The organism is Zoogloea sp. (assembly GCF_041914405.1).
In the GTDB taxonomy this organism is placed as follows: domain Bacteria; phylum Pseudomonadota; class Gammaproteobacteria; order Burkholderiales; family Rhodocyclaceae; genus Zoogloea.
This window is the reverse complement of the sequence record NZ_JAYSDK010000010.1, coordinates 99,003-112,081: the sequence shown is the minus strand read 5'-3', so window position 1 is coordinate 112,081 and position 13,079 is coordinate 99,003. Positions and strand designations below refer to the sequence as shown.

13 protein-coding genes are annotated in these 13,079 nt (G+C 66.4%); 7 read left to right on the top strand and 6 right to left on the bottom strand.

The features are described 5' to 3' along the window. Positions 1–16 precede the first annotated feature (16 nt). On the top strand, positions 17–1,009 hold the full coding sequence (locus ACE3RX_RS08455) for a glycosyltransferase (protein WP_374482298.1): 993 nt from the start codon (positions 17–19) through the stop codon (positions 1,007–1,009). Between the two features lie 5 nt (positions 1,010–1,014). On the opposite strand, the gene ACE3RX_RS08450 is transcribed toward ACE3RX_RS08455, so the two are convergent. Then, the gene (locus ACE3RX_RS08450; protein ID WP_374482296.1) at positions 1,015–2,511 is read right to left on the bottom strand and encodes a YdiU family protein; all 1,497 of its coding nucleotides are present in this window, start codon (positions 2,509–2,511) and stop codon (positions 1,015–1,017) included. A gap of 124 nt (positions 2,512–2,635) precedes the next feature. Between ACE3RX_RS08450 and ACE3RX_RS08445 the strand changes: the two genes are divergently transcribed. Together ACE3RX_RS08445 and ACE3RX_RS08440 are read left to right on the top strand one after the other, a co-directional pair. After that, positions 2,636–4,048 (top strand): histidine kinase, encoded by a 1,413-nt coding sequence (locus ACE3RX_RS08445; RefSeq protein WP_374482293.1) that lies wholly within the window; start codon positions 2,636–2,638, stop codon positions 4,046–4,048. Then, positions 4,041–4,676 (top strand): response regulator, encoded by a 636-nt coding sequence (locus ACE3RX_RS08440; RefSeq protein ID WP_374482291.1) that lies wholly within the window; start codon positions 4,041–4,043, stop codon positions 4,674–4,676. The genes ACE3RX_RS08445 and ACE3RX_RS08440 overlap by 8 nt, the downstream gene beginning before the upstream one ends. A gap of 3 nt (positions 4,677–4,679) precedes the next feature. Here ACE3RX_RS08440 and ACE3RX_RS08435 read toward each other — a convergent pair whose 3' ends face one another. Then, a complete protein-coding gene (locus ACE3RX_RS08435; protein ID WP_374482289.1) occupies positions 4,680–5,135 on the bottom strand; it encodes a cupin domain-containing protein in 456 nt (151 codons plus the stop codon). A 243-nt stretch (positions 5,136–5,378) separates the two neighbouring features. Between ACE3RX_RS08435 and ACE3RX_RS08430 the strand changes: the two genes are divergently transcribed. The 3 genes from ACE3RX_RS08430 to ACE3RX_RS08420 are packed head-to-tail and all read left to right on the top strand — an operon-like array spanning position 5,379 to position 7,139. Beyond that, positions 5,379–6,311, top strand: a complete 933-nt coding sequence (locus ACE3RX_RS08430) for a tetratricopeptide repeat protein (protein WP_374482287.1) — start codon at positions 5,379–5,381, stop codon at positions 6,309–6,311. A 4-nt stretch (positions 6,312–6,315) separates the two neighbouring features. After that, entirely contained in the window at positions 6,316–6,828 is a 513-nt protein-coding gene (locus ACE3RX_RS08425; protein WP_374482285.1) for a MotA/TolQ/ExbB proton channel family protein, read from the top strand. Further along, on the top strand, positions 6,825–7,139 hold the full coding sequence (locus ACE3RX_RS08420) for a DUF2149 domain-containing protein (RefSeq protein ID WP_374482283.1): 315 nt from the start codon (positions 6,825–6,827) through the stop codon (positions 7,137–7,139). The genes ACE3RX_RS08425 and ACE3RX_RS08420 overlap by 4 nt, the downstream gene beginning before the upstream one ends. 51 nt (positions 7,140–7,190) lie before the next feature. Here ACE3RX_RS08420 and ACE3RX_RS08415 read toward each other — a convergent pair whose 3' ends face one another. The 4 genes from ACE3RX_RS08415 to bamE all read right to left on the bottom strand — a co-directional run bounded on the left by ACE3RX_RS08415 (position 7,191) and on the right by bamE (position 11,827). Further along, positions 7,191–7,559: a DUF779 domain-containing protein gene (locus ACE3RX_RS08415; protein WP_374482281.1), complete on the bottom strand. Its 369-nt coding sequence runs from the start codon at positions 7,557–7,559 to the stop codon at positions 7,191–7,193. Between the two features lie 82 nt (positions 7,560–7,641). Next, positions 7,642–9,162, bottom strand: coding sequence for an aldehyde dehydrogenase family protein (locus ACE3RX_RS08410; RefSeq protein ID WP_374482279.1), 1,521 nt, complete (start codon positions 9,160–9,162; stop codon positions 7,642–7,644). A 231-nt stretch (positions 9,163–9,393) separates the two neighbouring features. Beyond that, on the bottom strand, positions 9,394–11,220 hold the full coding sequence (locus ACE3RX_RS08405) for a methyl-accepting chemotaxis protein (protein ID WP_374482277.1): 1,827 nt from the start codon (positions 11,218–11,220) through the stop codon (positions 9,394–9,396). A gap of 124 nt (positions 11,221–11,344) precedes the next feature. Further along, a complete protein-coding gene (gene bamE / locus ACE3RX_RS08400; protein WP_374482275.1) occupies positions 11,345–11,827 on the bottom strand; it encodes an outer membrane protein assembly factor BamE in 483 nt (160 codons plus the stop codon). A 93-nt stretch (positions 11,828–11,920) separates the two neighbouring features. Between bamE and ACE3RX_RS08395 the strand changes: the two genes are divergently transcribed. After that, positions 11,921–13,072 (top strand): branched-chain amino acid ABC transporter substrate-binding protein, encoded by a 1,152-nt coding sequence (locus ACE3RX_RS08395; protein WP_374482273.1) that lies wholly within the window; start codon positions 11,921–11,923, stop codon positions 13,070–13,072. Positions 13,073–13,079 lie beyond the last annotated feature (7 nt).

Here is a 13,079-nt window from a genome sequence, read left to right as displayed (position 1 = left end):
CCTCATCGAGACCGAAATGCCAAAGATCTCCGTAATCACCCCGACCCATAACGGCGCCCAGTATCTGCGGCAGGCACTCGATTCCGTGTTGGGCCAGAGCTTCCACGATTTCGAACACATCATCGTCGATGATGGATCCACGGACGAGACGCCGTGCATCATCGAGGAATATGCCCGACGGGATGCGCGGATCCGCACGGTGTGGCGCGAGAAAGCCTCCGGCGGGCCGACGATCCCGAAGAACATCGCCCTGTCCCTCGCCAGTGGGCCTTATGTGTGTTTTCTCGACCAGGACGATTACTACCATCCGGACAAGTTCCGCATCCTGAACGAGGGGCTGGACGCTCATCCCCACTGGGTCGCTGCCTTCCACGACCTGCAACTGGTCGAGGAGGATGGCACGCCCCATGATGGCACCTACCTGTCCAACGCGGACTTCCTGGCCCGCTCCAGTGGCTTCCTGCGCCCCACGGGCGCTGAGGACTGGCACGACTGCGGCGACGCGTTCTACGTCTTCATGAGTCTCAATTACGCGGCCATCCACACGGATTCGGTGATGCTGGCCCGTGAGCGGCTGCTGAACGACCCGGTCAGCTTCCGCGCCCAGTACCGGGGCAGTGACGACACCGATCTGTGGTTGCGCGTCGGGGCGCAGGGCAGCATGGGCTATTTCAACCGCAGCCTCGCCTATTACCGTCAGCACGGCAGCAACCTGAGCAAGAACCTGCTGGCGATGACCCGCAATGCGGTGGAACTGCACGAGGCCAATTACCTCCTCGCCCGCCACAAGCTGAGCGAGGAAGAGCGTGCCCGCTACCGCCGCAAGATCGCCAGCTACCAGAACACCGTCGCCTACCTGCTGAACAAGGCCGGCGAGTACAAGGAGGCGCGCGCCCTGCTGGCCGATGCAGCCCGCAATGGCGAGCCGCTGCAGGCCGGGCGCGGCCTGCTGTCATCCTTCATCCGCGAATACCTGCCCGGTTACGCGGGCCGGCGTATCGAGTCCTAGGCGCCTCAGCTCGAACAGCTGACCGCCAGCCCAGCCGCCCAGTCCGGCGGTGGCGCGGCGAAGCGTTCGTATTCCGGCTGTTCGTCGAAGGGCCGCGACAGGCAGGCCAGCACAGCTTGCGCTTCGCTGAAGTCTCCACCCTGGGCTGCGCGGATCGCGCCTTCGGCGATCCAGTTGCGCAGCACGTATCGCGGATTGACGGCGTCCATGGCAGTCTGGCGTTCCGCATCGGGGCGTCCGTCGGCGGCGATGCGCGCCCGCCACTGGGCAATCCATGCGTCGCCGGCTTCCCGGTCGATCAGCAGGTCGCGCAGCGGTGCGTCAGCGGCGGCGCGCCCGGCTTCGTCCACCCGCGCCGGCAGGCGTCCGAGATTGCGGAAGAACAGCGTGAAGTCCGGGTGCTGCTGCTGGAGCAGCTGAAAGGTGTCGCCGATGAAATCTTCGTCGCCCGGGCGGACTTCGGTGAAGCCGAGCTTGGCGCCGAACAGCGCGAAGAACTGCTGCTCGAACACCGGCGCGTAGCTCTCCTCGATGGCCGCCTGCACCGCGGCGGCCTCGCCGATTAGCGGGGCCAGCGCGCGGCCGAGGGCGTACAGGTTCCAGTGGCCGATCTGCGGCTGGGCCTTGTAGCTGTAGCGGCCGTGGTCGTCGGAATGGTTGCAGATGTGGCCGGCGTCGAAGGCGTCCATGAAGCCGAAGGGGCCGTAGTCGAGGGTCAGGCCGAGGATGGACATGTTGTCGGTGTTCATCACCCCGTGCATGAAGCCCACCGCCTGCCAGCGGGCGATCAGCTCGGCGGTGCGCCGGCCGACGTCGCGCAGCAGGGCCTCGTAGGGATTGGCGGCATCCCGGCATTCGGGGCGGAAGCGGTCGATCACGTAGTCGGCGAGCTGGCGCAGCTCGTCCAGCTTGCGGTTGGCGGCCCAGTGCTCGAAGGAGCCGAAGCGGATGAAGCTCGGCGCTAGCCGGGTCACCACTGCGGCGGTTTCGACGCTCTCCCGGCGCACCGGCGCGTTCGAGCCGACTACCGCCAGCGCGCGGGTGGTGGGAATGCCGAGGCCGGCCATGGCTTCGGAGCACAGGAATTCGCGGATGCTCGAACGCAGCACCGCGCGCCCGTCGGCGAAGCGCGAGTAGGGCGTCTGGCCAGCGCCCTTGAGCTGGATCTCCCAGCCGCTGGCCGGGTCGTCGAGGCCGATCGCCACCTCGCCGAGCAGGTGGGCGCGGCCGTCGCCGAGCTGGCCGGCCCACACGCCGAACTGGTGGCCGGAATACACCGCGGCGAGGGGCTCGCTGCCGGGCAGCAGGCGGTTGCCGGCGAAGAACTCGGCGAACTCGGGGCGCGCCAGTTCGCCCTCCGATAGGCCGATCAGTGCGGCTGCGGCCGGGCTGGCGGCGACCAGGTAGGGATCGGGCAGCGGCTGCGGCGGCAGGCGTGTGTAGAAGGCGGCGGGGAGCCGCGCGAAGGCGTTGTCGAAGGGCAGGGTTTCGAGGGTGTGCATGGTCTCTGTTCGGGCAATTTGCCCACGGGGGTTCGGGTAATCTTCGGGACCGCGGCTTGGGCCGCGTGTTTTATAAAATCCGACTGTTTCACTATGGTATGGCTGTGCAGGCCTGAGGGGAAGGATGGAGACGCACGACAGCCGGCCAGCCGGGGCAGTGGACGAGGGGCATGAACGCAGCGTGGACCTGAAGCGCACGCTGTTGCAGCGGGTCAGCCTCTTTGCAGTGGCGATCGGACTCGTGGCCAGTGCGGTAGTGCTGCAGCGGGCCGAGGCGCGAATGCGGGCCCACATTGAGCGGGCCGGTGGCGCGGTGGAGCGCCTGCTGGCCAGCGAGGCGGCGCAGCCGCGCGACGTGTTCCGGCGCAGTCTGGACGGCCTGGATTTGTCGTCCCTCGACGGCATCGGGCCGCTGCTCGGCATCTGCGTGGCGGTGGAGGACATCTACAAGCGGCCGGCGGTGCGCCGCTGCTTCGGCGACGGGGCGGAGGCGCCGGCTCTGCTGCGTGGCTTGCTGGCGACCCTCACCGGGCCGGACATCGCGTTTCGTGGGGTGATCGGCCAGTATCCGGGCGTCAAGGTCGGCGAGTTCGTCGTCACCCCCAACGTGGACAGTGAGGCCAACGCGGTGTGGGACCAGATCCGCACCGTGCTGGGCATGACCATCGGCATCCTGGTGCTGAACCTGCTGGTCTATCTACCGGTGCGCCGTGCGCTGGGGCCGGCGCAGGAGATCCTGGCAGTGCTCGGGCGTCTGCAGGCCGGCGACCTGGCTGCCCGCATGCCGCGCCCGCAGCTGGTGGAGCTGCGCCTCATTGCCAGCGGCTTCGACCATCTGGTGGTGCGCCTGCAGCAGACCCTGGCCGGCCAGCGCCAGCTCGCCCTGCGCCTGCTGACCGTACGGGAGGAGGAGCGCCGCCACCTCGCGCGGGAACTTCATGACGAGTTCGGCCAGTGCCTGGCCTCCATCGGTGCCGAGGCCGCCTACGTCAGCGCCGCGGTGCAGAACTCCCGCCCGGATCTGCTGCCGGCCGCCCAGGCCATCGCGTCGGTCACCGGCCACATGATGGAGAGTCTGCAGGGCATCCTGCATCAGCTGCGGCCGGTGGGGCTGGAGGAGTTCGGCCTGGAGGCAGCCCTCGAGCAGTTGCTCGCCGGGGGGCGCCGGCGGCGCCCGGATTGCGCTTTTACGCTGGATATCGATGGTGCGGTGGACGACCTGCCGGACGGTCTGACGGTCAGCCTGTATCGCATCGTGCAGGAGAGCCTCACCAATGCGTTGCGCCACGGCGAGCCGCAAATGGTAGCGGTGCGCCTGCAGCGGGACGCGGCCGGCTGCCGCCTGTGGGTGGAGGACGACGGCGCACCACGCAAGGGCGATACGGCCGGCAGCGGCCTTGGCGTGCTGGGCATGCACGAGCGGGTCGAGGCGCTCGGCGGGCGTTTCGCGCTGGAGCCGGTCACGCCGCGCGGCATGCGGGTGAGTGCGATCTTCCCGCCCGATGCCTGCCACGAGGAGGACGCGGTCCATGTCTGACATCACCCGCCTGCTGCTGGTGGACGACCACGCCATTGTCCGCGAAGGCTACCGCCGCCTGCTGGAGATGCGGCCGGACCTGCGCATCGTCGGCGAGGCGGGCACGGCCCGCGACGCGCTGGAACAGTTCCGGGCGCTCGAACCCGACGTTTTGGTCCTTGATCTGGGCTTGCCCGATATGGGCGGCGTAGAGCTGATCCGCCGCCTCGTGCAGCGTGACGCCCGCGTGCGCATCCTGGTGTTTACGATGCACCGGGAACCGCTGTTCGCGACCCAGGCGCTGCGTGCCGGCGCCCTCGGCTACGTAACCAAGAGCAGCCCGCCGACGGTGCTGGTGGAAGCGGTTTACAAGGTGGCCGAGCGGCGCCAGGTGATCAGTCCCGACATTGCGCCGGAGCTGGCCCTGGCCCTCGTCGAGCGCCCGCGGGAGCCGCTCGCCGAGCTGGCGCCGCGGGAGTTCGAGATCCTGCGCCTGCTGCTCGACGGTTGCAGTGCGGAGGAGATCGGCGAGCGTTTGTCGATCTCCTCGAAAACGGTGCAGAACTGCCACTACCAGATCAAGAGCAAGCTCGGTGTGCGCAGCGACATCGAGCTGACCCGGCTGGCGCTGCGCCTTGGGCTGATCTGAGCTTCAGGCCGCTTCCGTCTCTGCTTCGGCGGACGAGGCCTCGAAGAGGGCCTGCAGGGTTTCCAGACTCAGTTCGGCGATCGTCTCGCCGGCATCGTCGAGGATCTCGTACAGCAGCTCGCCGGGCTGCGGGCGCATGCTGAACAGCACGATGCAGTCTTCGGCGCCGCCGCCTTCCCGGTGCGGTGTCTCGTTGGGCTGTGACACCGTGTAGCTGCCGGTCGGGCGCACTTCCCGCAGTCGGCCGTCCATTTCGTAGAGGCGATGCTCGCCCTGCACGACGAAGGTGTGGTTGAGGGCCTTGTGACGGTGCAGGACGATCTGCTGGCCGGCGGCGAACTTGAACAGCACATCGGCGATGCGCTGCTGCATGTCCACCTGCAGGATCGCAAAGACGAAATGGGGAAAGTCGCCGAAGGGCTGCCAGCGGATGAGGCGTTCGTCGAAACGGTGGGGCATGGGTTTGTCTCCTGGTTGTCGAGGCCGGATGGCCGCTGCCAGTAGATCCTGGCGGGCCGCGTCGCCGTGAGGTCAGCCTGCCCGGAAAAGGCTGGGCAATCTTCCCGATGCACATGACGTCTGACGGTCGGGCAATTTGCCCACCGGCATCCGGGCAGGATGCCGATGTCCCGGCGTGTCCGCAGGCCTAGAGTCGGAGTGAGGCGGGGCACGGGTTCCCGCCATGACTCGACGGGGATGCCGATGCGCAGATCGACCGGGGCCGCCATGCTGGCCCTGTTTTTCACCACCGCCGCAGTGGCGGCGGACAACCGCTTCTGCGGTGGGCCGGTGCCGCAGACCGGGGAGCCCACCGACCTGGCCCACGTGGTCGGCGACCAGACCCTCGAATACATCGTGGATCAGCCGGCCAGCCTGATGGTGTGCAGCAAGGGCTATCTGCTGGAAAAGTGCGGCGACCACGACAACGCCCGCAAGGTCTTCGACAAGTGCATCGCTGCCGGCTACATCGGCGCGATGATCTGGAAGGCCCTGATGTTGCAGGATGGGGCGGGCGGCGTGACACCGGATCTGCCGGCCGCCGCCGAGCTGATGCACCGGGCGGCGCTGGCCGGCGATTCTCCATACGCGACCTTGGGCAAGCTCCATTACGCGAGCGCCTTGCAGGCGGGACGCGGCGTGCCGAAGGACGAGACGGAGGCGCGCAAGTGGTTCGAGGCGGCGGCGCGCGACGGTAATCCGGACGCCATCGAGTTCCTGCGCACCGGCTATCACGTGGGCGACCGGGATGGGCAGGCGCGGGGCACGGGGACACCGCCACCCTTGGCGTCGTCAGAACCGACGCAGCCCTTGCCGGGGGAGCTGTTCGAGGCCGCGCAGCGGACGGTCGCTGATCTGCCGGCCCAGGTCATGCCTCACTTCAGCGCGCGGCGTCTGCTGGACGCGCCGTTGGCCACACCGCCTGTCAGGCCGCCGTCTCCGGTCGAGGTGCCTCCTCCGCCCACGCCCGTTGCCGGACGCCATCTGGCGAAGCTCGCCGAACCACTGGTCCAGCCAGCGGGCACCGCGTCGGGTGGCCTGGCCGCGCTGTTCGGCGTGCTGCTCCTGTCGGGCGCCTTGCGTCAATCCCTCCGTGCGCCGACGGCGCGCCGCTCACTTTCCCTTTACCAGGCCTGAAACGATGAATGCCAATCTCGAAATCCTGATGTACGACGCCAGCCAGCTCTTCCTGGCGCCGGTACTGCTCGCCATTGCGGTGCTGTTCCTGTACGCCTTCCACGCCTGCGGGGCCTTCCTGTGGCAGGCCTGGCAGCGGCGGCTCGGCGTGGATGCCGGCTTCGAGCTGGTCGAATTGCACCGGGCCAATCCTGCGCTCGACATTGCCGAGCTGGAGGCGGTGGCCAGCCAGCGTCTGGAAGTCTCCCGCATCGCCACGCGGGTGGCGCCGATGCTGGGCCTGGTGGCGACGATGATCCCGATGGGGCCGGCCCTCAAGGCCCTTGGCGACGGTCAGCTGGCCGATGTGTCGCACAGCCTGATGGTGGCTTTCTCGGCGGTGATCCTGGCGCTCATTGCGGCGGCGCTCACCTTCTGGGCGCACAGCGTGCGGCGGCGCTGGTATGCGACGGATCTGCTGGCCGTCGAGAAGGGCTTGCCGGCGGCCTGCCCTGCGAGCCTGGAGGCTGCGCGATGAAATGGCGTCTGCACGATGCCGGCGAAGACGACGATCCGCTGCTGTCTGTGATCAACCTGGTAGATGTCTTCTTGGTGCTGGTCGCTGCGCTGCTGCTGGCCGTGGCGCGCAGCCCGGTGAACGTCTTCGATGCCGGGCAGGTGACGGTGATCCGCGATGCCGGCACGCCGGACATGGAGATCGTCGTCAAGAACGGGAAGAAGATCGAGCGTTTCCGCGGCGACGGCGCGGCGGCGTCGGCCGGCCAGGGCGTCAAGGCCGGCATTGCCTACCGGATGCCGGATGGTTCGCTGGTCTACGTTCCGGAATGATCCGCTGATCTGCGCGCTCCCGCTGGCGGGGGCGCTTTTTTTGTCCCGTTTTCAGCCCGCGCTGACGGGGCGGACGCTGGGCAGCTCATCGTCGGTGAACGGGCGGGAGTGGGTGAAGAAGGCCTTGCCCCGGCCGCAATCGAGCGAGAAGTCGCCGCCGTTGCCAGGCTTAACGTCGAGAATCAGCTGGCTGTTCTCGTAGTACTGGAATTCCTGGTGCCCCAGGTAGAAATCCGCGCCATTGATCGTGCCCAGCTTGAGCATGGTCTGGCCGGGAAGCACCTCACCGACCTTGTAGCAGTTGGGTACGCTGCCGTCGCAGCAGCCACCGGACAGCAGGAACATCAGCGGGCCGTGCTCGGCGCGCAGTTCGTCGATGTATTGATTGGCCGCGTCGGTGGCCACGATGCGTTCGGTCATGTTCGTGCTTTCCTCAGGGCGAAAAAAAACGGGGCGAGAGACTCGCCCCGTAACACCTTGCCTTACTCGTGAAGCTCTTGGATCAGAAGAAGCCCAGCGCGTTCGGGCTGTAGCTGACCAGCAGGTTCTTGGTCTGCTGATAGTGGTCAAGCATCATCTTGTGGGTTTCGCGGCCGATGCCGGATTCCTTGTAGCCGCCGAAGGTGGCGTGGGCCGGGTAGGCGTGGTAGCAGTTGGTCCATACGCGACCGGCCTTGATGTTGCGGCCCATGCGGTAGGCACGGCTGCCGTCGCGGCTCCACACACCGGCGCCGAGACCGTAGGGGGTGTCGTTGGCGATTTCGAGGGCTTCGGCTTCGTCCTTGAAGGTGGTCACGGCCAGCACCGGTCCGAAGATCTCTTCCTGGAACACGCGCATCTTGTTGTGGCCCTTGAAGAGGGTCGGCTGGATGTAGTAGCCGCCGGCCAGGTCACCGTTCATGTGGGTGCGATCGCCGCCGACCAGGCACTCGGCGCCTTCCTGGCGACCGATTTCCATGTAGGACATGATCTTGTTCAGCTGGTCCTGGGAGGCCTGGGCGCCCATCATGCTGTCGGTGTCAAGCGGGCTGAGCTGCTTGATGGCCTTGACGCGGGCCAGCACCTTTTCCATGAAGCGGTCGTAGATCGACTCCTGGATCAGCGCGCGGGACGGGCAGGTGCACACTTCGCCCTGGTTGAAGGCGAACAGCACCATGCCTTCGACAGCCTTGTCGAGGAAGGCGTCGTCGGCCGCCATGATGTCTTCGAAGAAGATGTTGGGGGACTTGCCGCCCAGTTCCAGGGTGGCGGGAATCAGGCTGGTGGCAGCGGCCTGGGCGATCACGCGGCCGGTGGCGGTGGAGCCGGTGAAGGCAATCTTGGCGATGCGGCGGCTGGTGGCCAGCGGCATGCCGGCTTCGCGGCCGTAGCCGTTGACGATGTTCAGCACGCCCGGCGGCAGCAGGTCGGCGATCAGCTCGGTCAGGATCAGGATGGAGATCGGGGTCGACTCGGCCGGCTTCAGGACCACGCAGTTGCCGGCGCCGATGGCGGGAGCCAGCTTCCAGGCGGCCATCAGGATCGGGAAGTTCCAGGGGATGATCTGGCCGACGACGCCCAGGGGCTCATGGAAGTGGTAGGCGACGGTGTTTTCGTCGATCTCGGAGATGCCACCTTCCTGAGCGCGCAGGCAACCGGCGAAGTAGCGGAAATGGTCGACAGCCAGCGGGATGTCGGCGTTCAGGGTTTCGCGGATGGCCTTGCCGTTATCAACGGTTTCGGCGTAAGCCAGCTTCTCGATGTTGGCTTCGAGGCGGTCGGCGATCTTCAGCAGCAGGTTGGCACGCTCGGCAGCTGGGGTGCGGCCGAACTTGTCGGCGGCGGCGTGAGCAGCGTCGAGGGCCAGCTCGACGTCTTCGGCGCCAGAGCGGGCAGCCTGGGTGTAGGGCTTGCCGGTGATCGGGGTGATGACGTCGAAGTACTCGCCCTTGACCGGAGCGACCCACTTGCCGCCGATGAAGTTGTCGTACTTGGACTTGTATTGGACTTTGGCGTCGGCAGAGCCGGGCAGTGCGTACAGCATGGGTATCTCCTCCAGGTGTCGGTTCGAAAACGCTTCGTGCAGCGCTGAACCTTATTCAGCAGGGGGCATGCCAGTACGCAATCAGACCAGGTTATGAACTCAAATGTCTTGTTTATCAGTACCTTGACCGGATTGTCTATTTATTGTGCAGTGCGATGTGGGTGTTGATGAAGTGTCCAGATTTGATACAGGTGCTCCATGCAATGTGCACGCTGGAGCACCTGCGCTGCATCATGCGATACGGAAGCGTCCAGATACGGCTTCCAGCTGACGGGACAGCTCGGCCAGTTCGCCTGCCGCACGGGTCAGTGTGGCGGCGCTGGCAGCGTTGGATTCGGAGGCGCCGGCGATGCGTTCGACTCGCTGCGCGATGTCCCGCGCCGCTGTCGATTGTTCTTCCAGGCCCAGTGTGATGCCCGCTACCGAGGCGAGCACCTTCTGGGTGCTGTCCTGGATGCTGCCAACCGTGGAGCCGGCCTCGTCGGCAAGCGAGACGCCGCGGGCGACCCGGGTGACGCCGGCCTCCATATCGTCGGCTGCACCACGGGTGGCGCTCTGGATGCGCTCGATCATCGTGGTGATCTCGGCGGTGGAATTGGCCGTGCGCTCGGCCAGCTTGCGTACTTCGTCTGCCACCACCGCGAAGCCGCGCCCCGATTCGCCGGCGCGGGCGGCCTCGATGGCGGCATTGAGGGCGAGCAGGTTGGTCTGGTCGGCGATGTCGCGGATGACGCCGACGATCATCGAGATGTCGCCGGACAGGCTTTCGAGATCCCGCACCGAATTGGCCGACTCGTTCACCGATTCGGCGATCGCACGCATTTCGCCAGCCGCCGCCGAAATGACTTTGGCACTGCTGCTGGCCTGGCTGCCGGAGCCTTCCGAGAGCTCCCGCGATTCACGGGCGTGGTCGCTGATGTGGTCGATGGATACCGACAGCTCCTCGACCGCGGCGGCCATCGCCGAGGCTGATTCGGACTGCTCCTCGGCCAGCTGGTGGGTGTCGCTGGCGGTCTGGCTGAGCTGGCGGGCGTTGGCGAGCAGTGAGGTGACCTGGTTGCGGATCGAGGCGATCAGTTCATGCAGGTTGTTACGCATGACCGCCATGTGGACGATCAGTGCGCCCAACTCGTCGTTGCCGGCGTGGGGCAGGGGGTGGAGCAGGTTGCCGCTGGCGATCGCTTCGGCGACGCTCTTGCCGGCTGCGACGGACTGGCGCAGGCGGCGGGTCATCAGCAGGCTGGCGAGTACCGCGGTGATCAGCCCGACGGTCCCGAGGCCGAGGAAGAGCTGCAAAAAGCCCTGATAGCGGGCTTCGGCGCGGGTGTATTCCTCCTGGGCGGCAGCTTCCTGACGGCGCAACGTGGTGCCGAGCTGCTCCAGTCCGCCCGCTTCCGGGTTGCCACTGCCCTGCACCTGCGTGCGCAAGGCCGCGACCTGCTGGGCGATTTCGGCATGGGCGGCCTGGCTGCTCTTCAGTGCATCGCGGGCCTCGGCCGCGTTGTGCAGCCCGAGGCTGCCGAAGCCGGCGCCGAGGGCTGCCAGGAAGGCGGCGAGCAGGTAAATTCGGGTGCTGATGCCGATTGTCGGCACGATCCGCTGGGCCAGCGCGGCAAGACCGCGGGGGGCCAACTGGCCTTCCTGCAGGCGGATCGACGCATCGCGCCGCATCTGGGCGTAAAGGGCTTCCGCGCCACTGATTTCGCTGCGGGTGGCCTTGATCCGCACGGACATGTAGCCGGAGCCGTCCGCAAGCGGTGTGGCGGTGGCCTTCACCCAGTAGAAGTCCCCGTTCTTGCGGCGGTTCTTGACGATGCCACTCCACGGGCGGCCGCGGGATAGGGTGTCCCACATATCGCGGTACGCTTCCGACGGCATGTCGGGGTGGCGGACGACGTTGTGGGGCTGGCCGATGAGTTCATCGTAGGTGAAACCGCTGGCAGCGACGAATTCGTCATTGCAGTCGGTGATCTTGCCCTCCCGGTCGGTGCGGCTGATGATCGCCGCACCATCGGGGATGGCGTACTCGGTCTGGGTGACTGGCTGGTTGTTGCGCACGCTGGGCTCCGGGGGCAGGGACAGTGCGCTTATATAACGGATCCGGCGGGCAATGCTGAAGGTCTAACTTCACATGCTGTCGGACTTTTTGACAAAAGCCGTGTTTCTTGAGTGGTTTTCTCAATTATCCCCGTACTTCAGTGCTGCGACTGGTGCCCGTCACGACGCCGTTCTCGTTGAAATGGATGTTAAAGAAAATGGCAGCGTTGAATTCCGGCGGCAGGCGCCAGTCCCACACTTCCTCCTTTTTCAGCGCGAATTTCTGGATGCTGCGCGGTTTGCCGAGCAGGCGGCGGACCTGGTCGCGGGTCCAACCGGGCTGCACGCGGGCGAAGTTCTCCGGGGTCAGTACGTTTTCCAGGCTGCGCAGGATGTTGTCTGGGCCGATGGTGGCCATGAAGCACTCGGTGCCTTCGGGCTGGCGGGTGTATTCCCAGGTCACGCTGCCGTCCTCGTTGCGCCACTCGATGCCGGGCTGGCCGAGCTTGGCCCGCACGTCGTAGCCGGTGGACATGCCGGGTTTGAGGTCTTTCATGTTCGTGGCGTCGCAGCCGGCCAGGCCGAGGGCAGCCAGGGCGCCGAGCAAGAGGGCGATCAGTTGGCGCATCAGGGGCTCCATATCTGCCCGTTTCCGGTCAAAGCGGCCGGGCTTGGTTACAATCCTCCCCAATACGGCCGGGGGTTACCGGGCAATTCTGGCATGAAGCACTTGGCGGAGGATGGACTGTTGAAACGGAACGCGATGATGCTGGTCCTGGCTGGCCTGACGATGTCCGCCGGCACGTTGGCTTGGGCCGACACGGTCGTGAAGATCGGCTTTGCCGGACCGCTGACCGGGCCGATCGCCCATGTGGGTAAGGATGAGCAATACGGTGCCCAGTTGGCGCTCGACGACGCCAACGCGAAGGGCGTGGTGCTCGGCGGGCAGAAGGTGCGTTTCGAGCTGCTTTCCGAGGACGACCAGGGCGATCCGCGTACCGCGACCACGGTGGCCCAGCGCCTCGCCGATGCGGGGGTGAAGGGGGTGGTCGGGCACGTCACCTCCGGTGCGTCGATCCCCGCCTCGCGTATCTACGAGCAAGCTGGCATCCCGGCGATCACCCCGTCTTCCACCAGCCCCAAGCTCACCCAGCAGCGCTACCGTACGACCTACCGGGTCATCGCCAACGACACCCAGCAGGGCGCGGCGATGGTCGGCTTCGCGGCCGATGTGCTGAAGGCCAAGCGTATCGCCGTCATCGACGATCGCACAGCCTACGGCCAGGGGCTGGCTGATGCGGTGGTGGACAGCCTCAAGCGCCGCAGCCTGGCGCCGGTTGGGCGGGAGTTCACGTCCGACAAGGCCACGGATTTTGCGTCCATCCTGACAAAGCTGAAGGCTGCCCAGCCGGATGCGATCTTCTACGGTGGCATGGATGCCCAGGGGGCGCCGCTCCTGAAGCAGATGAAGCAACTCGGCATCAACGCCAAATACCTGGGTGGCGACGGTGCTTGCACCGCCGAGATGATCAAGATCGCCGGTACGTCGATGAGCGAGGACGTGTATTGCACCAAGGCAGGTATCCCGATGGACAAGATGCCTGGTGGCAAGCAGTTCAACGAGCGTTTCAAGGCGCGTTTCAAGGTGCCGGTGCAGCTTTATGCGCCCTACAGCTACGATGCCACTACCGCGCTGATCGAAGCCATGAAGCTTGCTAATTCGGCCGATCCCGCCCGTTATCTGCCGCTGATGCAGAAAGTCGCGTTCAAGGGCGTCACCGGCAACATTGGTTTCGATGCCAATGGCGACAGCCGTGAAGGCGGCGTGTCCCTGTACCAGTTCAAGGCCGGCCAGTGGGAGCCCCGCAACTGAACGGCCC